The organism is Flavobacterium sp. MEB061, assembly GCF_000834715.1.
GTDB lineage: Bacteria > Bacteroidota > Bacteroidia > Flavobacteriales > Flavobacteriaceae > Flavobacterium > Flavobacterium pectinovorum.
This window is the reverse complement of the sequence record NZ_JXQR01000045.1, coordinates 144,437-164,631: the sequence shown is the minus strand read 5'-3', so window position 1 is coordinate 164,631 and position 20,195 is coordinate 144,437. Positions and strand designations below refer to the sequence as shown.

The 20,195-nt window shown below is 33.7% G+C and carries 12 protein-coding genes; 5 read left to right on the top strand and 7 right to left on the bottom strand.

Annotated features, from left to right (window positions below; genetic code table 11):
* Window positions 1-81: 81 nt before the first annotated feature.
* The 3 genes from RT99_RS18320 to RT99_RS18310 all read right to left on the bottom strand — a co-directional run bounded on the left by RT99_RS18320 (window position 82) and on the right by RT99_RS18310 (window position 7,080).
* A complete protein-coding gene (locus tag RT99_RS18320) occupies window positions 82-5,772 on the bottom strand; it encodes an alpha-2-macroglobulin (RefSeq protein WP_042566185.1) in 5,691 nt (1,896 codons plus the stop codon).
* Window positions 5,773-5,981: 209 nt separating this feature from the next.
* Window positions 5,982-6,614, bottom strand: coding sequence for a hypothetical protein (locus tag RT99_RS18315; RefSeq protein WP_042566184.1), 633 nt, complete (start codon window positions 6,612-6,614; stop codon window positions 5,982-5,984).
* Between the two features lie 22 nt (window positions 6,615-6,636).
* Window positions 6,637-7,080 (bottom strand): nucleoside deaminase, encoded by a 444-nt coding sequence (locus RT99_RS18310; protein ID WP_042566300.1) that lies wholly within the window; start codon window positions 7,078-7,080, stop codon window positions 6,637-6,639.
* Window positions 7,081-7,554: 474 nt separating this feature from the next.
* On the opposite strand from RT99_RS18310, the gene RT99_RS18305 reads away from it, so the two are divergent.
* Both RT99_RS18305 and RT99_RS18300 read left to right on the top strand, forming a co-directional pair.
* Window positions 7,555-9,342 (top strand): 1-deoxy-D-xylulose-5-phosphate synthase, encoded by a 1,788-nt coding sequence (locus RT99_RS18305; protein ID WP_042566183.1) that lies wholly within the window; start codon window positions 7,555-7,557, stop codon window positions 9,340-9,342.
* Window positions 9,343-9,382: 40 nt separating this feature from the next.
* On the top strand, window positions 9,383-10,384 hold the full coding sequence (locus RT99_RS18300) for a DUF3078 domain-containing protein (RefSeq protein WP_042566182.1): 1,002 nt from the start codon (window positions 9,383-9,385) through the stop codon (window positions 10,382-10,384).
* Here RT99_RS18300 and RT99_RS18295 read toward each other — a convergent pair whose 3' ends face one another.
* Window positions 10,385-11,731 (bottom strand): deoxyguanosinetriphosphate triphosphohydrolase, encoded by a 1,347-nt coding sequence (locus tag RT99_RS18295; RefSeq protein ID WP_042566181.1) that lies wholly within the window; start codon window positions 11,729-11,731, stop codon window positions 10,385-10,387.
* Between the two features lie 84 nt (window positions 11,732-11,815).
* Window positions 11,816-12,277, bottom strand: a complete 462-nt coding sequence (locus RT99_RS18290; RefSeq protein ID WP_042566180.1) for an Lrp/AsnC family transcriptional regulator — start codon at window positions 12,275-12,277, stop codon at window positions 11,816-11,818.
* A gap of 157 nt (window positions 12,278-12,434) precedes the next feature.
* On the opposite strand from RT99_RS18290, the gene metE reads away from it, so the two are divergent.
* Window positions 12,435-14,756: a 5-methyltetrahydropteroyltriglutamate--homocysteine S-methyltransferase gene (gene metE / locus RT99_RS18285; RefSeq protein ID WP_042566179.1), complete on the top strand. Its 2,322-nt coding sequence runs from the start codon at window positions 12,435-12,437 to the stop codon at window positions 14,754-14,756.
* Window positions 14,757-15,088: 332 nt separating this feature from the next.
* On the opposite strand, the gene RT99_RS18280 is transcribed toward metE, so the two are convergent.
* Window positions 15,089-15,691: an outer membrane beta-barrel protein gene (locus RT99_RS18280; RefSeq protein WP_042566178.1), complete on the bottom strand. Its 603-nt coding sequence runs from the start codon at window positions 15,689-15,691 to the stop codon at window positions 15,089-15,091.
* Window positions 15,692-15,853: 162 nt separating this feature from the next.
* Window positions 15,854-16,432 (bottom strand): outer membrane beta-barrel protein, encoded by a 579-nt coding sequence (locus tag RT99_RS18275; protein ID WP_042566177.1) that lies wholly within the window; start codon window positions 16,430-16,432, stop codon window positions 15,854-15,856.
* Window positions 16,433-16,580: 148 nt separating this feature from the next.
* Here RT99_RS18275 and gldA point away from each other — a divergent pair, with 148 nt between their 5' ends.
* Entirely contained in the window at window positions 16,581-17,477 is an 897-nt protein-coding gene (gldA, locus tag RT99_RS18270; RefSeq protein ID WP_042566176.1) for a gliding motility-associated ABC transporter ATP-binding subunit GldA, read from the top strand.
* 433 nt (window positions 17,478-17,910) lie between these two features.
* Complete coding sequence (locus RT99_RS18265) at window positions 17,911-20,019, top strand: TonB-dependent receptor domain-containing protein (protein ID WP_042566175.1); 2,109 nt, start codon at window positions 17,911-17,913, stop codon at window positions 20,017-20,019.
* Window positions 20,020-20,195 lie beyond the last annotated feature (176 nt).

Genomic DNA, 20,195 nt, shown 5'->3' with positions numbered 1-20,195 from the left:
ACGGGTTTTTAATTTTTGGGAATGAGTATAAAAATAATCTGTGTAAATCCGTTTCATCCATTCTATCCGTGGGCAATATATTTACTTCACAACCTCAACCCAAAATCCTTTAGTTCTTGCTAAAAACGTATTATCATACATCGCTTCGCATTGCAATCCCGGTAAATAATAATTTCCTAAATAAGATGCATTCAGTAGAATTCTAAATACTTTGGTCTCGCCTGCTTTCATTCCAAAATAGAAATTTGTCCTTTCATCACGAATATCAATATAATCTGCAATATTGTTTGTTGCATCTCCGTAGTCAGTAAAACGGGTATTTACGATTTCAAATCCGGAAGGAAGAATTTGCGATAATGCTACATTTTCAACATGTTCATTTCGTTGATTTCTTACCGTAACTTCTGCAACAAATTCAGTTCCTTGTGTAATTCTCGAAACATCTATTGTTCCGCCTTTACGATTTTTGAAAACAATTCCGGCCGAAACATCATTTTGAACAACATTTTCCTGCCCAATTGGTAAAATTCCTGTGTTTAATACACGAACATAAATGGTGTTCTTTTTATTATTTTTTAAAGTAATACTGTTTGATCCTGTTTTTACCACCAAACTTCTGTCTGCAACTGTTTTTGATGTTTTTACTACCTGAGATTTACCGTCTTTACTAAACTGAACATCAATTCCTTTGGCACCATTGTTTGTAGCAAATTTAGACATTGCATATAGGCAATATGCTGTTGTTTGCGTGCTCATCCATTGGTCACTTGCCATGTTTTTAGCCAGTTTTATAGCCATTGCAAATGCTTTTTCTTTTTGCCCTAACAACAACATCGTTTCAAGAGCCATTGCTCTGTTTCTGGCGCTTGAACCATAATAATAGTAATTATAATCACTTGTTTCATCTTCAATTTTACTATGTAAAAACAGGTTTTGACTTGCTGATTTTTGTCCTGCCAGAATATAAGCGGCAGCCAATCGCAATTTACTTTCATTAGAAATTCCTTTTGTTTCTCTTAATCTGTTCATCGAAGATAAATCTGAAGAACCAGCCAAAGCCAATGTATACAAACGATACGCTTGTGCCAGATCATTTCCGTAACGAGGTTCAAATCGCCATTGTTTGGCTTCTTTTTGTTGGTATGAAAGCCATTTTGATTTAAAATTAATAGGTAAAACATATCCTTTTTTCTCAGCCTCAATCATAAAATGTCCTGCGTATGAAGTTCCCCAATCATCGGCAAGCGTATTTCCCTGCCAATAAGAAAGTCCTCCGTTTGGCAACTGAAAACCTCCCAATCGATTTATTCCGGCCGTAACATTCTTTTGAATCAATTGTAAACGTGTTGCATCAATATCGGCAACTTCATTTAAGAATAATTGTGGAAATACAGAGGAAGTCGTTTGCTCTACACAACCGTGAGGATATTGAATCAGAAACTGTAATCTTCCGTTTAAATTAATTGTTGGCATTGATGAAACTTCCAACTTAGCTTTATTGCTTCCGGAGACTCCAAACGTTTTCCAGTTAATTGTTTTAGAGCTATTAGGTTCTAAAATCACATCTGTAAACGTATTCGTTACCGGATTTGGGTTTGTCATATCAATCTCGACATCATAAACTGATTTTTCGTTCCCGGAAGTTGCCACAATTTGCACTTTTCCAATTCCGGTTAAACTGCCTACGGCCAGATTAAAATAAGCCATTTTTTCATCTGGTTGTGCAAATGTCAATCTTTGTGATGCACTTCCAATAACTTTCAATCCATTGCTGGTTTTGATCTGAACTGAAACATTTTTAATATTTTTTTCCATTGCAAAAACCGTAACCGGAATCGTTACTTTTTCTGATGGTGAAATTTTTCTTGGTAATGAAGCCAATACCATCAACGGACTACGAACAGGAGTTGCTTTTTCGACACTTCCGTATGCACTTGTATTGGCATCTCCCGCCACAACCATTGTTCTTACCGAACCAATGTATTTTGGTAATTTGATCTGATGTGTTTTTGTTTGTCCTTTTTCTAATTTAAAAGGTCCCAAATAAACCACAACCGGTTTAAAACGATTGGCTTTTTTAGCTTTTCCTCCACCTAAATCCTGATCTCCCCCAATACTGAAAATTTGATTTACTTTTCCGCCATATGCACCAATAACATCATTGTAAACATCCCAGGTTTTTACACCCAAAGCTTCACGCACATAAAAACTATCCCAGGCATTTGGCGTTTTAAAACGTGTTAAATCCAATAAACCTTCATCGACAATTGCAATCGTATACGTCATTTCTTTTCCGGATTGTTCGTTGACTTTTAAAGAAAATGTCTGTTCCGGTTTTAAAACATCCGGCATGGAAATTTTAGGAGAAAGAATCGTGTTTTTATCCACAACTTCGATCGGAACAATTCCGTACATTCTTATTGGCGAATCATTTTTGGTCGTTGCGTGTGGTTGCAACAGTGTAATATTAAAATACACATTTGGTGCCATCGCGGCTGTAACTGGAACTTCAACTTTTGTTTCGCCTTTTTTAGTTTCAACCCAAAGCGTCTGCACTACTTTTGATCCGTTTTCTATCGAAACCAATGCGCGTCCTCCTTCACTCGAAGGGAAAGAAATTTGCGCTTTTTCGCCTACAGCATACTCTTTTTTATCCGTAGAAAAAACAAGCATATTGGCAGTAGAAGCATCTGTATTTCTGGTTTTTCCAGACCAGATTGGCCAATCGATATTTACGGTTAATGCCGATGCATGTCCGCCAGCTTCATCTGAAACACGAATTAAATAACGTCCCCATTCTTCATCTGTCAAGGCAAATTGAAAACTTCCTTTTCCGCTTGAATCTGTGTTTACTTTAAAAGTTTTATAAGATGTTGTTGCTTCTGATGAATTATAATTGGATAAATTATCGCTTGAAGCATCCCACCACCAGCGCCATTCAACCTTGTATACTTTTATTTCCAGATCTTTAACAGACTTTGGTCTTCCATTTTCATCCACTGTTACAACATCAAATTTATTAGCTGTTCTGGTTTCCAGCATTCCGTATTTGTTTGGTTCAGGCGATTTAACTCCCACATATGTTTTATACGGAGAATAAGTTGTCGAGATAACATCTGTACTAAAATCTCCGCCTTCTTCATACACTTTGGTAACAAAAGCGGCTTTTAGCATTCCCGGCGCCTGACCTTGTAATTCTGGATCTATGTTTACGGATGCTCTTCCGTTTGCGTCTAATTTTCCGGAAAAAACATTCACTTCTTCGGTACTAAACTGGCGCACTAAATCATCAAAAACATATTTAGGATAATTTTTGAAAGTTGTGCTTTGCTGCGAAAATTTAGCCTGCATTTCTACATTCAGATTCTTAGCAATCGCACCGTGAAGCCAGGTTACTTCAAGATTACTTGTATTAGAATGTGACGAAGATAAAATAGGATTTCTGAAACTATTTTTGATTTTTAAACGATTTGGTTTAATCGTTTCTATTTTGATGCTTTTATAATATTTTGCTCCGCCTACGCTTACCATCGCTTCCCAATTTCCGGTTGGCGCGTCGGGATCTGTTGGAACCGTAAAAGCGTAATGATTTAATTCATTCGTTTTTTGTATGGCTTGATACGTCACTTTTCCATTCGGATCTGTTAACCTGAATTTTATCGGATGCGCTTTTGGTAATTTATTCGCAGCATCATTTAAAATAAATGATAAATACAAATTGTCGCCAGGACGCCAAACGCCACGTTCTCCGTAAATAAATCCTTTTAATCCTTTTTGTAAAGTTTCGCCGGAAACATCAAAATTACTTACCGAAAGCGAATTTCCGTCGTCAAGTTTTACATAAGTCGATTGATTTCCTAAAGTGACAATGGCAAAATAGGCAAATTTATCTAACTGAAATGAAGCAATTCCTTCACTGCTTGTTGCTGCTGTTGCCAGTTTTTGTTGCTGAAAACTATACAAATCAACTCTTGCATTTGAAACCGGTTCGGTTGTAATAATATTATTTACAGCAAAGAAATACGATTTGTTTTCGCCTCTTTTGGCAATTACACCCAAATCTGAAGCTAAAATATTGGTCCCTATTTTGGCATTATAATAATACGAACCTGTACACGGATCCTGACTTTCTCTCCATTCATAATCATCATAATAATAGTCATCGTAGGAGTTTCCGCTGTAGTTTACGTCATTTTCATCGACTTCTTCCTCTTCTTCTGCGGAACTATCATCACTTTCAGAACTTTCGCATTTGTATAAAGAATAGGCCTTTTTATAGGAGAATTCAACTCTGTAAATTGCACCGGGTTCCGGGCTTATAATTTTGGACAAATCCAATGCAAAAGTGTTCCATTTACTCGGATTTATTAATGAATTTTCTTTAAGATTAAGTCTTGTTTTAGCGATGGGCTGCGAAACTCGTTTTAGGTTTTGTGTTCCGTTTAGTTCATTATTTTGAAGAAATTGTAAAATGTTGTTTTTATAGATTTTATACACTTTTACATCAACAGCACTTAAATTTACGGCTTCGAAATTCAGTTTCAAATTACTTGAACTTGGCAGGATTGTTCCGTTTTTGACAAGACGAACATTTGGTTTTATTTGATCAAAAGATATTTTTTCAGTATAATTATTTTTCATTTTCTGACCGTACTGGCTCTCGATTCCCTGAAAAACCTCCAATAATAATTCACCTGAAACAACTGCTGATTCCGGCTCTGGTTCTGCTACAACTTCCTCCTCTACAACCGGTTCTGCTACCGCAACAGTATCCACAGCAACACTTGCAGAATCAACTACAGCAACGGTAGAATCTACAGCAACAGCTTCGGTTTCTACTTCAACTTCGTGTACAACTTCTTCAACTGGTTTTTGATTGCTGAAATAAACTTTAAGAATATTTCCCTGAGTAGAAAACTTAAGATTATTTGTGTTTTGAATTGCAACTAATCCTTTAAAATCCTGACCTTTTTCTAATGGTTCAGAAAAATTGATCAATACCTGTTGATTATTATCATCCGGAATATCGACTTTGACAATCTTAAAATCATTAATCGCTGTAATTGGAAAATCCATTTTGCCCTTTTGGTCGATATCAAAATCATTTCCATCATATGCAATCTCCAGATTACTTTCTGAATCTAATCGTTGAATGCTATCAATTATAAACTTAAATTCTTTTCCTGAATTTGGTGTTTTATCAAATTTAATTTTGACTTTATTTCCGTTTTGAGAAGCTTCAACCAATTTTTGGGCTGTTTCTAAATCTATATCATCTGCTGTTTTAAGAACGCAATTCAGATATTGATATTCTTTACTATAAGACTGAATATCCAGCGTATTGATGGTAAAATCCTGTTTTACAGTTTTAACAGTAAAATTAAAATCAGAAAGATCAGTTTTATCATCATCTGTTTTTTTAGGAAGTTCAATTAACTTATCTAAGTGTAATGTTACCTGATATTCTGTTCCTGCTTTTAGTTTTTCCTCCGGAATAAAAGCAATTGTATTGCTTGAAAGCGCCACTACTTTTCCGTCGACACTTGGCGAAATATCAAACAAATCATTGTCTAAAACCTCATTTACTTTCCATTCTTTTTTATCGAAAGCCAAAACAACACGTATATCCGATTGTGCTGAAACAATACCGCCCGTAAAACTTGTTATGTACTCTTTGAATAATGAAAAATCAGAGTTGAAATCTGATTTTTTGCCACAGGCCTGAAAAATTAAAAACACAAAAAACACGTAAACTAATTTTCTTGCTTTCACTTTGATAAAGGAGTTAATTGTTACAAATACTGTTAAATATAAAGAAAATGCGGTTTGATGATCTTAAAATCATATTAACAAAACACTAATTATATTCTAGTAAATGTATACTATTTTCCGAAGTATTTAAGAGGAAAATTCAGTTGCCTGAATTATTTTTCAGAAAGGAAAAGAAAGAATTATTGATAGCTTTTAGCAGAAAAAATGTTTTACATTTCTATACCTAATTTAGACAAATTTTCATCCATCTCACAAAAATGCTCCTCGGTATTGGCTGAATAAAAAAGTTGATTATTACTCATAATTATAATAACATCATCACTATAATTTCCGTAAAATTTTATTCCCTCACACCATTGTTTAAAAGCAACGTTTTTATTTTTGTAGTTTTCAACGACAAAATCTATCTCATTTTGTTTCAACTCTTTAAATGATTCAGATGGAAATTGAAGTGCAAAAGCGGCCTGAAGAAAAGCCATTGCAGTAAAAAACTCTAATAAGGTTTGTGTTTCTAACAGCCATGTTTTTTGATCATAACTTATATAAACTGGCGGATTAGCATTTAATAAATCCTGTTTATTGATTCCCCAAACACAAGCTCTTTGATTCTCAGAATAAAATATCAAAAAATCATTATGTTGATAATATTGAAAACGTTCCGGTGTAATTAATAAATCTTGTGTCTGATTTAAGTTTTGAATTTTTCCCAATTCAGCGTAATAATCGACAAATACTTGTGGAAGATTCCCAAAAATATTTTTAATGATTTCTATTTCATTATCTGTAAAACCATTAGATTCTGAAATGTGAAATAGTTTTTTTATTGTTGAAAAATCAGTCATAACATTGTTATCATCAAAAATATTATTTACGTCTCTCCATAAAAAAACGCTTCATTAATTCAGCCGCTTCATTTGCCATTACTCCAGAAACAACAGTTGTTTTTGGATGCAATTTTGTTCCCATTACCATAAAACCGCGCTGTTCATCGCGCGCTCCAAAAACGATTTTCGAAATCTGACTCCAATACAAAGCTCCTGCACACATTTGGCAAGGCTCGAGCGTAACATATAAGGTACAGTCTTTAAGATATTTGCCGCCCAGAAAGTTTGCGGCAGCGGTTATGGATTGCATTTCGGCATGAGCCGTAACATCATTTAATAACTCTGTCAGATTATGACTTCTTGCAATTACTTTATCAGCCACAACAATGATGGCACCAACAGGAATTTCGCCTTTTTCGTAGGCCATTTCAGCTTCCTGCAAAGCTTTTTTCATAAAGTATTCGTCGGTAAAAGGATTTATCATAATTGCAAAAATAGGGTTTTGAAATAATTTTTGCTGACTTTTCATTATTCCTTTTTATTTCGTGAGGCGATTAATTTTAGTAATTGCCTCAAATATGACGGTTTTTTGAGGCGATTAATTCTGTTAATCGCCTCAATCCTTAATTTAATCAGTTGTGAAGAATTAATTATTAGTTTAAAAATTTATTTGAGAAATTGATGAACTCACTACTTTCTTTTGAATTGCCTCCAGCTTTAGCTGGAGATATCATATATTATAGTTGAAAGGCTTTAGCCAAATTAGAGTTTGGCTAAAGCCTTTGACCTTTATTAAAATCCCCTCCAGCTAAAGCTGGAGGCTATTCAATGAAACAAAAACTTACTAAAATTAATATTTTCCCATTTAGTTCCATAGCGCATTAATATGGCGACGACAATAAAGAGCTCTATACCCTGAAAATAAATTTAAAACCGTAAATTTGTTTTTTACTCTACAATGAAAAGCAATTTACTTTCAAACATATTCAATCCAGCCGATTTACGCCTTTTACAAGAGACGCAATTACCTCAAATTGCTCAGGAATTACGTCAATTTATTATTGATGTTGTTTCTGTAAAAGAAGGGCATTTGGGCGCGAGTTTAGGTGTAATTGAATTGACAATTGCCTTGCATTATGTTTTTAATACGCCCGAAGATTTATTGGTTTGGGATGTTGGACATCAGGCTTACGGACATAAAATCCTGACTGAAAGACGAGAAAATTTTCATACCAACAGACAAATAGGCGGAATTTCCGGTTTTCCTAAAAGAGGTGAAAGTGTTTACGATACTTTTGGTGTTGGACATTCTTCAACATCAATTTCTGCGGCACTCGGAATGGCGATTGCCTCTCAACTAAAAGGTGATTTCAACAAACAGCATATTGCAGTTATTGGCGATGCTTCTATAGCTTCGGGAATGGCTTTTGAAGGTTTGAATCACGCCGGAGTTACAGACGCTAATATTCTGGTTATTTTAAACGACAACGCAATTGGAATTGATCCAAGTGTTGGGGCTTTAAAAAAATACCTTACGGCGGTTAAAAACGGAAAAAATCCGAAGCAGAATAATATGATCAAATCTTTGAATTTTGATTATTCCGGACCAATTGATGGTCACGATCTTCCCAATTTAATCAAAGAATTAAACCGTTTAAAAAAAATAAAAGGGCCTAAATTCCTTCATATTGTTACAACAAAAGGCAAAGGTTTACAGCAAGCTGAGGAAAATCAGGTGAAATATCATGCGCCTGGAAAATTTGATGCTTTAACCGGAGAAATTCATTTGAAATATGAAGAAAATCTTCCTCCAAAATATCAGGACGTTTTTGGTTTAACCCTTTTGGATTTGGCCAAAAAGAATGAAAAAATTATCGGAATTACACCCGCAATGCCATCCGGAAGTTCTTTAAAATTTATGATGGATGAAATTCCGGAGCGTGCTTTTGATGTGGGCATTGCAGAACAACATGCTGTAACGCTTGCCGCCGGAATGGCAACTCAGGGCATGATTGTATATTGCAATATCTATTCGACTTTTTTACAGCGTGCCTACGATCAGGTTATTCATGATGTCGCTTTACAGGATTTGCCTGTTATTTTTTGTCTGGACAGAGCGGGTTTGGTTGGCGAAGACGGAGCAACGCATCACGGTGTTTTTGATATTGCTTATTTAAGATCAATCCCAAATATGATAATTTATGCGCCAATTAATGAAATTGCGCTTCAAAACATTTTATATACTGCTCAATTTGGACTAGAGCATCCTATTGCAATTCGATATCCGAGAGGTCGGGGCGTTATTTCAAATTGGGAAGTAGAAAATTTCGGACAATACGAAAATATTAAAATTGGCGACGGAAATTGTCTAAAAAGCGGTACAGAAACAGCCGTTTTATCTACTGGAACAATTGGTAATAATGTGATTGCTGCCTTAAACGAATGCGGAAATCCAAAAACTATTGCCCATTACGATTTTCCATTCATTAAACCTTTAGATCACAATATATTACATTATATTTTTGAAAATTTCAAAACCCTTATTACTATCGAAGATGGTGTCATCAGCGGAGGTTTTGGAAGCGCAATTCTTGAATTTGCAGCAGCAAATAACTATACGAATAAAATACAAATTCTGGGCGTTCCTGATGTATTTATTGAGCATGGAACTGTCTTACAATTACAACAATTATGCAAAATTGACGTTAAAAGTTTAGCAAATCTTTTTTCTAACCGTTCAAAATAATTATTTTGCGCAGTCAAAAAAAAAATCAAAAGTTAACCTAATGAAATTATTTCGATTCACCATCTTATTATTCCTTTTTAGTTTTTCAATTACGACGTCTGCTCAAATTATTCGAACTACGCTAGATCCTTCCCAATTGCCAAAAATTCCTTCAAACTGGACAAAGAAAAATCAAATAGGTTTTGATATTTCAGAAATTGCGTTTGTTAACTGGAGCGCGGGGGGAACAAGTTCTATCTCTGGTTTATTTAAAGGTGAATTTGGAAGAACTTATGCCAAAGGAAATCATAAATGGGTGAATGAACTTATTGTAAAATATGGTTTAAACAAACAAGATGGTACCGAATTAAGAAAAACTGACGATGCTGTTCAGTTGAACTCTACTTACGGATTTAGAAAAGACACTTTATCAAACTGGTATTATTCTGCCAAGTTTAATTTTAACACGCAATTTACAGACGGTTACAATTATCCTAATAGGGATATTGCAATCTCTAAACCATTTGCACCGGCCTATATCTTTTTAGGAGCCGGAGCTGAGAATTCAAACAAGCAAAAAGACAGAACATTTTATTTCTCTCCAATCACGTTAAAAACTACTTTGGTATTAGATCAATATTTAGCAAATCAGGGATCTTTTGGTGTTAAAAAAGCCGTTTATATAACTGATCCTAATGATCCTGCAAGTCAAATCTTAGTTGAAGAAGGACAAAAGGTAAAAGCCGAATTTGGTATTTTATTCACCGGATATATGAAAAGCGAAATTTATAAAAACGTTTTTTATGAAAACAGGCTAAGTTTATATACCGATTATCTGAACAAATTTGGAAATGTCGACATTGATTATGACACGCGTATAGACCTTGTAGTTAATGCTTATGTAAAAGCAAACATTGGGGTTCATTTAGTATATGATGATGACATCAAAACCAAAATAGATGTTGTAGACCCGGTAACAGGAACAACAAGTCAGGTTAATGACGGACCAAGAGCTCAGCTAAGACAAGTTCTGGGTGTAGGTCTTGTATATGCTTTTCAGTAATTAGTTATTCTTTCTTCCGTTAATAGTTTCGAATAATTCTAAAGCATTTCCATCTGTTAAAAGAGAAACAAAATGACAAATATGAAGCAAACGTTCGTATAAGTTAGTTTTATCTAAATGATGCTTTTCCGGCAGCATTTTTAAAATTAAATTATCATAATTGGATGCCTTTCCTTCATATTTGTTATTAAAAGCTGTTATAAATTTATCCAGCAAGGTTTGAATAATTTGATAACCCACAATTTCCTTTTCAATTACTTCACGGCTTTGATAGATTTTCTCAATACTTAATTTGATAATATCATCCATTTGAGCTTTGTATTTACTTTTATCTGTTAAAGCAAAAGGAAATTTTCCAGCCAGGATTGCTTCTTCATTTTCAATAAAAACATCAACCGCGTCGTTTATTAAAGCTCCAATTGCTAAAGCTCTTAAATAACTAATTCGATCTTCTTTGGTCTCTAACATTTTATATTTTGAAACGCCAATATTGTCTTTCACAAGCTTTATTAAATATTCTAAAGCGAAATCTTCAGAAACTAAACCAAGATTTATCCCATCCTCAAAATCAATAATTGTGTAGCAAATATCGTCTGCAGCTTCTACCAAATATGCAAGAGGATGTCTTTCGAAACCAATATCTTCACCCTCTTTGTTGGCAATCATTCCCATATCCTGAGCTACTTCTTCAAAAAATGATTTATCAGTCTGGAAAAAACCGTATTTTTTATCGGCAATATTGTTTGTTGGTTTTTTAGGAAGGCTTTCTTTGGGATATTTCATAAAAGCGCCTAAAGTGGCATAAGAAATTCTAAGCCCGCCCTCAATTCCCGGACGACTGGCTGTAAGCACAGAAAATCCGTTGGCATTTCCTTCAAAATCAATCAAATCCTGCCATTGTTTTGCCGTTAGTTTATCTTTATGTTTCAGTCCGTTTCCTATTGAAAAATATTCCCCAATAGCTTTTTCACCAGAATGACCAAAAGGCGGATTTCCTATATCATGTGCCAAAGATGCCGCTGCTACGATAGCACCAAAATCATTCATATGATAGCCATGAATTTCTTTTAAGTCCGGATATTTTTCGATAATTTTTTTTCCAACCAAACGCCCTAAAGAGCGCCCTACAACCGAAACTTCCAAACTGTGTGTCAATCGTGTGTGTACGAAATCTGTTTTTGAAAGGGGAATAACCTGCGTTTTATCCTGCAAAGATCTAAAGGCTGACGAAAATATAATTCGGTCATAATCCACCTCAAATCCCAAACGGGTATCATCTTGTTCTACACGTAATCTTTTGTTAGTATCGCCTTGACGTTTGAGTGATAAAAGTTGTTCCCAGTTCATTATTCAATTTTAGATTTGTGATTTTAGATTGTAGATTTGGATCTAAATGTCAAAAATACATTTTATTTTATGATTTTATAGCGATTAAAACTCTAAAGCTGTGCTATGTTTAATTTCTCCCATAACAAAAATACTGTTGGTATTTCCAATATTTTCTATGGTTGATAATTTATTCATGACAAAATCCTGATAACTAGCCATATCCTGAACCAATATCTTTAGCATAAAATCGTAGTCTCCGGCAATATTATAACATTCTATAATTTCTGGAAGTGCCACAATATCTTTCACAAAATTACTTCCTACATTTTTTGCGTGCTCTTTTAGACGAACGTTACAGAAAACCGTCATGCCGCGATTCATTTTTTTCTTATCTAATAAAGCAACATATTTAGTAATATATCCGTCGCGTTCCAGTCTTTTTATACGTTCATAAACCGGCGTTACCGTCAGAAACAATTTACTTGCGAGGTCTTTTGTATTGATATTGGAGTTTTCCTGCAAGTGTTTAAGTATCAACAAATCGGTTTTATCTAAGTTTTCCATAGTAATTTTTACGGCTAAAGCTCTTTTAAATAAATTTAATCAGTAATATAATCTTTAAAAAAATCATTTTAAAAGACATTTTACTTAAATAATAACCAAATATAAGTATTAAAACCTAAAACAATAAATTTGTTCAGTAAAAACTACTGAGACAAAAATGAAGACAAATAATTTAGGTTACCCACGAATTGGCAGCAACAGAGAACTGAAAAAAGCCAGCGAATTGTATTGGGCAGGAAAAATTTCGGTTAACGAACTTATCGATACTGGAAAAGAAATTCGCCTTAACAACTGGAAATTACAAACTAAAGCCGGAATCGATTTAATCCCTTCTAATGATTTTTCTTTTTACGATCAGGTACTTGACTTAACATTGGCTTTGGGTGCCATTCCGGAGCGTTATCATGAATTTGCAAAAACCAACTCTTCTATCGATTTGTATTTTGCAATGGCAAGAGGCGCACAAAAAAATGGACAAGACGTTGTGGCGATGGAAATGACAAAATGGTTTGATACCAATTACCATTATATTGTTCCTGAATTTACAAAAAACCAAAAATTTGAATTGTTTTCAGAAAAAATAATCAATGAATTTAAAGAAGCAAAAGATTTAGGAATTGCTACAAAACCGGTTTTAATTGGGCCAATTTCTTATTTACTTTTAGGAAAAGAAAAAGAAGAAAGTTTTCACCGAATTGATCTTATTGATGCTCTGCTTCCTGTTTATTTCGAGATTTTCGAAAAATTACAAGCCGAAAATGTAGCATATATTCAGCTTGACGAACCTTTCTTAGCTTTAAATTTAACGGATAAAGAAAGAAACACTTTTACAGAAGTTTATAATGAAATCAATATTCGTTTTCCAAAAATAAAAATCATTCTGGCAAACTATTTTGATTGTTTTGGCGAAAACCTGGCTACTGCATTGGCTTTGCCTGTTGACACTCTTCATTTAGATTTAGTACGCTGTCCGCTTCAACTAAATGACATTTTAGAATCAGGAAAATTAAATACTACTGTAAATCTTTCATTGGGAGTTGTTGATGGTAGAAATATCTGGAAAAATGATTTCAAAAAATCTTTAGAATTAATCAAAAAAGCTACTGATGCTTTGGGAGAAAACAGAATTTTAGTTGCTCCGTCTTGTTCTTTAATTCATAGTCCGTGTGATTTAGATTTAGAAACAAATGATGCGACGCTTACGCCTGAAATCAAACAATGGCTTGCTTTTGCCAAACAAAAAATCAATGAAATTGTATTATTAAAACAGTTTTCTTCAAACGAAGTGAATACTGAGAATTCAGAAGATTTTAAACAAAATACAATTGCGAATGAAAACCGTAAAACTTCAAAATTAATTCACAATAATGAAGTTAAATCTCGTGTAGCCAACATTACAGCTTCTGACGATAAACGTAAAAGTACATTTGCAACGAGAAGAAAAAGTCAGGTTGAAGCTTTAAATCTTCCATTATTTCCAACAACCACAATTGGATCTTTTCCTCAAACGGCTGAAGTAAGAAGCTGGAGAGCGAAATTTAAAAAAGGCGAATTAACCGTTGAACAATACAATGATTTAATCGAAAAAGAAACCGAAGCTACGATTCGTTTTCAGGAAGAAACGGGAATTGATGTTTTGGTTCACGGAGAATTCGAGCGTAATGATATGGTGGAATATTTTGGAGAACAATTAGCAGGATTTACGTTTACTAAAAATGGCTGGGTTCAAAGTTACGGAAGCCGCTGCGTGAAACCTCCGGTAATTTATGGTGATGTTTCGAGACCAAACCCAATGACGGTTAAATGGTCGAAATATGCACAATCCCTAACTCCAAAATGGGTAAAAGGAATGCTTACAGGACCTGTAACCATTTTGCAATGGTCGTTTGTTCGTAACGATCAGCCCCGTTCTGAAACTTGTACACAAATTGCATTGGCGATTCGTGATGAAGTAGTTGACTTGGAAAAAGCAGGAATCAAAATTATTCAAATTGATGAGCCTGCTATTCGCGAAGGATTGCCATTGCGAAAAGAAGAATGGGCAAATTATCTGGATTGGGCTGTAAAGGCTTTTAGAATTTCCGCAAGCGGTGTTAAAGACGATACACAAATTCATACGCATATGTGTTACAGCGAATTTAACGATATTATCCAAAATATTGCTGACATGGATGCCGATGTTATTACAATTGAATGCTCGCGTTCGCAAATGGAACTTTTAGATGCTTTTGCCAACTTTAAATATCCTAACGAAATTGGACCTGGAGTTTATGATATTCACTCGCCACGTGTTCCTTCGAGTCAGGAAATGGTAAAATTACTAGAAAAAGCTTCGGCTGTAATCCCTGTAGATCAATTATGGGTAAATCCGGATTGTGGTTTAAAAACACGTCATTGGGATGAAACCAAAAAAGCTTTAATCGAAATGGTTGCCGCTGCTCAGGAAATGAGAGCTGCCGTTGAAAGTCCGGTTAATTAATACTTTTTATTTTAATATATTTTTGTTTTTTAATGTCAACAAAGTGAAGTCGGAAATCTGTAGTTATGATTTTTTTGGCTTCACTTGGTTGGCATTTTTGTTTTTAAAAATAAAATGAGTTAAAGTGAATTTTGAAGCAGAAATTTATGGTTTTAAAACACCTTATGTCCCGCTATCCGCTATATCTTTTATGTCCGCCGCAGCGGCCACAAAAGGATATCGCTTCTATCGGGGCTAAATGAGAATTTTTAGTTTTTAAAAGACTTCACGTAAAAAGCAAAAAGCATCCGCCTACGCGGATGCTTTCTTCAAAATTGAATATGATTTATATATTAAAAGTTTTTAGAAACTCCGATACTAACTGTTTTTCCAAAATTGAAATAGAATTTACTAACATCAGTATCACTAGTATCAAAACTTAATGTTTCGTATCCTAAACCACCAATGCTAAAATTTAATCCAAAGCCTTTTTTCATATTGATAAAAAGTGCTGGTGTTATTCCTGCGTAAAGTCCATCTGCTTTACTTTCTGAAGTAAGCGATCCGTTAATATAATCTTTATTTTTCTGATTTTGGAAACCAGCCCCTAAATCGGCAAATACTGAAAATGTTTCACTCAACGGAACCGAATAACGCACAAATGCACCTACTTTGAAAGTATTATATTTCGATTCTGATTCTTCTCCAAGATCATTTGGTAAAGAAATTGTAGATTTTGAAGAAGACAAGGCAAATTCAACACCGGCTGTCCAATTATCGTGAAACTGATACCCCACTTTTGGAGAAAAACCAAATGAATTTGATTTTCTCTCCTCGCCTTGATTATCAATTTTTTCAGAAGCAAATCCGATGTTTCCACCAACTAAAATTGTTCCCTTTTGGGCATTTGCAAAGCTAAACGTAGCCAATGCAAGAATAAGTAGCATTTTTTTCATATGTGATATTTGTTAAGATTTCACATAGACTAAACAACAAAAATACCACGATTTCATTCTAACAGATTTCTTAACAATTTGTTTAAAATCGAATACATAAAACATCTTAAAACAAAAAAGCATCCGCCGTGGCGGATGCTTTCATTTAATATAACCTTAATATTAGAAGTTTTTAGAAACTCCAATATTAAATGTTTTACCAAAATTAAAATCGAAGTTTTTGTATTCTGGTCCGTTGTTTTCGTAGTTTATTGTACCGTAGTTTAATCCACCAATGTTGAAGTTTAAACCAAAACCTTTTTTCATATCGATAAAAAGAGCTGGTGTTACACCAACATACATACCGTCACCTTTAGCTGTTGAAGTAAGTGGTCCTGCATAAGTTTTGTCTTTTTCAGCCTGATAACCTAACCCTAATTCTGCAAAGAATGAGAAAGTTGGATTTAATGGCATTGTGTAACGTAAAAATGCACCTAATTTAGTAGTATTAAATCTATCTTCGTTAACTCCTTGTTTCGTTTTAGAAGAACCAAAAGAAGCCTCACCCCCTACTGTCCAACTTTCGTGAAATTGGTAACCTACTTTTGGAGAAAAATCAAATTCATTGTTTTTTACTTCGTTGTTACCAAGAGTTCTGGTTTCTGAAGAATAACCAATACTACCACCAACTAAGATTGTTCCTTTTTGTGCATTTGCAAAGCTAACTACAGCTAATGCAACAATAACTAACATTTTTTTCATTTTGTTTTTGTTTTAAAAAATTTAATAACGCTTTAACAATAACGATGCCGCAACAATTAAACATTAAGATTTTTTTATGAGTTCTTAAAAAGACAAAAATTTAGTAAACGAGCGTATTTCTGTTTACTTTTGTAGCAAATAAATACTCATGTCGATAGAAGTAAACAACATATCAAAAAGTTACGGAACGCAAAAAGCTCTTAACGAAATTTCATTTAAAATTGAGAAAGGAGAAATCGTAGGATTCTTAGGACCAAACGGCGCAGGAAAATCTACGTTAATGAAAATTTTGACTACTTATTTACTTGCCGATAGTGGCTCGGCTCTTGTAAATGGTCATGATGTCATGACAAACACAAAGTCAGTCCAGCTTTCTATTGGGTATTTACCAGAGCACAATCCGTTGTATTTGGATTTGTATGTTCGTGAGTATTTGGCTTTTAATGCGGATGTTTATCATGTTGCCAAATCAAGAATTGAAGAAGTAATTCAACTGACAGGTCTGACACCGGAGAGCCATAAAAAAATAAGTCAGCTCTCTAAAGGATACCGCCAGCGTGTGGGACTTGCGAATGCTTTACTGCACAATCCGGATGTTTTAATTCTGGACGAACCAACTACAGGTCTGGATCCGAATCAGTTAATGGAAATCCGAAATGTAATTAAAAATGTTGGGAAAGATAAAACAGTTTTTTTATCAACTCATATTATGCAGGAAGTAGAAGCTATTTGCGATCGTGTCATTATTATTGACAAAGGACAAATTGTGGCTGATAAAAAATTAGATCATTTAATTTCTGAAAATAAAGAACAGGTTATCGAAGTAGAATTTGATTATCAGATTCAGGAACAGCTTTTAGCAAAACTTGAAAATATCATCTCATATAGAAACATTCATGATATGACCTGGGAATTAACTTTTGTTGCAGAAAAAGATATGCGTCCGGCTATTTTTGATTTTGCCAACGAAAACGGTTTGAAAACATTACAATTAAATCAAAAAAATAAAAATCTTGAAGCTGTTTTTAGAGAGATAACAAAATAGGTTTCAATTTAAAGTTTCAATTACAGAAAAGCTCGTTTTATAAACGGGCTTTTTTGTTTGTCTATTTTTCAATAGAATTCAATTATTTATTTTTCTTACTTTATTTCTAAGGTTAAGTTTTCGAAGTTTTAAAAACGGTTCATTCCCAGTATTTTGGCATTTTCTTGAAAAATTTATAGTTATTTTTATTTAGACTTGATATAAATAGTGTTATATTTGGAAAATAAAAACTCCAAAAACGTTCAAAATGTTGTCACTATACTCCTCCTTCAAAAACTACTTCCTTCGATTAATCAATCGCATTTTGCATTTTCGAAAAGTTCTTTCAGAAAAACTCGAACGCATTGTTTTACCATAAAAAACATTCTAAACTAATTTAAATCCCAATTCAATGAGATTTGAAAATCTCTTTTAAATTAAATATTACCGTAATATGAAAAATATTATAACCTCTCTTATGCTTGCTTTTTCTGTCTACAGTTATTCGCAAACGGAAAAAGAAACTGACAGTATTGTTGAAACCTCTATAAATGCGCTTGACGAAATTGTTATTGTAAAAAAGAAGGTTCTCTATACTCAAAAATCAGACAGAATGGTTTTTAATGTTGAAAACAGTATTATTTCTGAAGGCGGAACGGCATTAGATGTTTTAAGCCGCGCTCCGGGTGTTGTGGTTTCTCAGGATGGCGAATTATCAATTCGCGGGCAACAAGGCGTTGGTGTCATGATAAATGGCAAATTAACCCAGCTTTCTCAAAAGGAACTGGCTAATTATTTAAAATCGACAACCTCATCAAATATCAAACAAATTGAAGTTATTACCAATCCTTCATCAAAATATGATGCAACCGGAAAAGCGGGAATTATCAATATTATTTTAAAAAAACCAAGCAATTCCGGCTTAAAAGGAACCGCTTTTTCAAGTTATGGAAGAGGTAGAAAAAACAGAACAAATTCAGGAATAAATTTAAGCTATAATAAAGACAAATTTGGTGTTTACGGAAACTACAGCTACACCTTTAGAGGCGAAGAAGAGCGCAAAAAATATGATCAGATTCAATATACCGACAATACCAGACAAGAAATTGTAACTAAAAATTATCAGAACGCAACGACTGACGAACCCTTGACTTCAAACAATTTCAAAATTGGAACGACTTATGAAATTTCGCCTAAAACTAATTTAGAAGCGTATGTTGATGCTAAAATTGGCCGTTATGAAAATATTGCCAACGGAAGAAATACGTTATTGAATACGCAAGATCAATTACAATTTGATGCTTTGACTTATAATGACAGTAAAGAAAAATGGAATGATTATACTTATGCTTTTTCCGGAGTTCATAAATTTGATACTGAAGGAAAAAATATGACTTTTGATTTTGAATATGAGACCTCTAAATTTAGATCGAACCAGTTTCAGAGTGCCCAAAGCTCAACAGTTATTAATGACAGGAGAGGTTTTATTCCTTCGCAATTGAAAGTTTTTACAGGAAAAGTTGATTTTACAAATCCCCTAAAAGAAAAGGAAAACATTGAATGGGGATTTAAAGCAGGTTTGAAAAACAATGATAATCCATCGGTTTATGAATATAACGAAAATAACCAATGGATTATAGATGCAAATTCGACCAATCATTTTGAATATAAGGAACAGATTTATGCGGCTTATGCGAACTATAAATATCAAATGGAAAAACTCAATATTCAGGGTGGATTAAGAACGGAATATACTGCTATTAATATTCTACAAAAAACGTTGAATGAAGAACATAAAGATGATTATCTGAAATGGTTTCCGAGTGTTTCAATGAAATATGAATTTAATGAAAATAATTCTGTACACGCATCGTATAGCAAAAGGATTAACAGACCAAGCCAATTTGATTTAAACCCATTCCGTTTTTATGATGATTCTTTTAATTATTCGCAGGGAAATCCAAATTTAGTTCCCGAAATTACTCATGCAGCAGAAATTGGATATGCATGGAAAAGCACTTTTATGGCTTCGGTATATTTTAGCAAAACAAAAGATGTTTTTACAGAAGTGTATGTTTATAATGCAGCAACAAATACAACAGTAACTTCTCAAATTAATGTTGATAAATCATATAATTATGGTGTAAATATTACCAACACAAATGAAATATACAAATGGTGGTCACTTAGTACACTTTTTAATGTTTTTGAAAATAAATTTATGGGAAACACTGTAAATACCGATAAAATCGACCCAATAATTACTTTTAACTTAAGCGCACAAAATGCCTTTACAATTTCTGAAACATGGAAAGCTGAAGCAAATGCACAATATCAATCGAAATCAAATTTAGGTATTTATGAAAGAGCTGATTTTTTTGATTTCAGCATCGGAATTTCGAAACAAATTTTGGCAAATAAAGGAAATATCAAACTGAATTTTACCGATATTTTCAACACTAATAATTTTGATATTAAATCGGTCATCGGACAAACAGGAATTAATAAACAATACGAGCTTGATAACCGTATTGCTACAATTGCCTTTACCTATAGAATATAAGCCTATAATATAATTCAATCTTTGTTTTTTTGTTTTTTTTGTGTTAGTAAAGAGCCTGTTTGTAGTTAGCAGGCTCTTTTTGTATTATAAAACATCATCAAAAACTTATTTAATTTAATCTAAGAATGAAAAAAAGCCTTTTGAAAATCGTTAATTTTTCAAAAGGCTTTTCTATT

Excerpts from the sequence above, each read along its gene's own strand:
- gldA (WP_042566176.1), top strand. The coding sequence starts at position 16,581 with ATGTCGATAGAAGTAAACAACATATCAAAAAGTTACGGAACGCAAAAA.
- RT99_RS18315 (WP_042566184.1), bottom strand. The coding sequence starts at position 6,614 with ATGACTGATTTTTCAACAATAAAAAAACTATTTCACATTTCAGAATCT.
- RT99_RS18305 (WP_042566183.1), top strand. The coding sequence starts at position 7,555 with ATGAAAAGCAATTTACTTTCAAACATATTCAATCCAGCCGATTTACGC.
- metE (WP_042566179.1), top strand. The coding sequence starts at position 12,435 with ATGAAGACAAATAATTTAGGTTACCCACGAATTGGCAGCAACAGAGAA.
- RT99_RS18295 (WP_042566181.1), bottom strand. The coding sequence starts at position 11,731 with ATGAACTGGGAACAACTTTTATCACTCAAACGTCAAGGCGATACTAAC.
- RT99_RS18310 (WP_042566300.1), bottom strand. The coding sequence starts at position 7,080 with ATGATAAATCCTTTTACCGACGAATACTTTATGAAAAAAGCTTTGCAG.
- RT99_RS18265 (WP_042566175.1), top strand. The coding sequence starts at position 17,911 with ATGAAAAATATTATAACCTCTCTTATGCTTGCTTTTTCTGTCTACAGT.
- RT99_RS18290 (WP_042566180.1), bottom strand. The coding sequence starts at position 12,277 with ATGGAAAACTTAGATAAAACCGATTTGTTGATACTTAAACACTTGCAG.
- RT99_RS18275 (WP_042566177.1), bottom strand. The coding sequence starts at position 16,432 with ATGAAAAAAATGTTAGTTATTGTTGCATTAGCTGTAGTTAGCTTTGCA.
- RT99_RS18300 (WP_042566182.1), top strand. The coding sequence starts at position 9,383 with ATGAAATTATTTCGATTCACCATCTTATTATTCCTTTTTAGTTTTTCA.
- RT99_RS18280 (WP_042566178.1), bottom strand. The coding sequence starts at position 15,691 with ATGAAAAAAATGCTACTTATTCTTGCATTGGCTACGTTTAGCTTTGCA.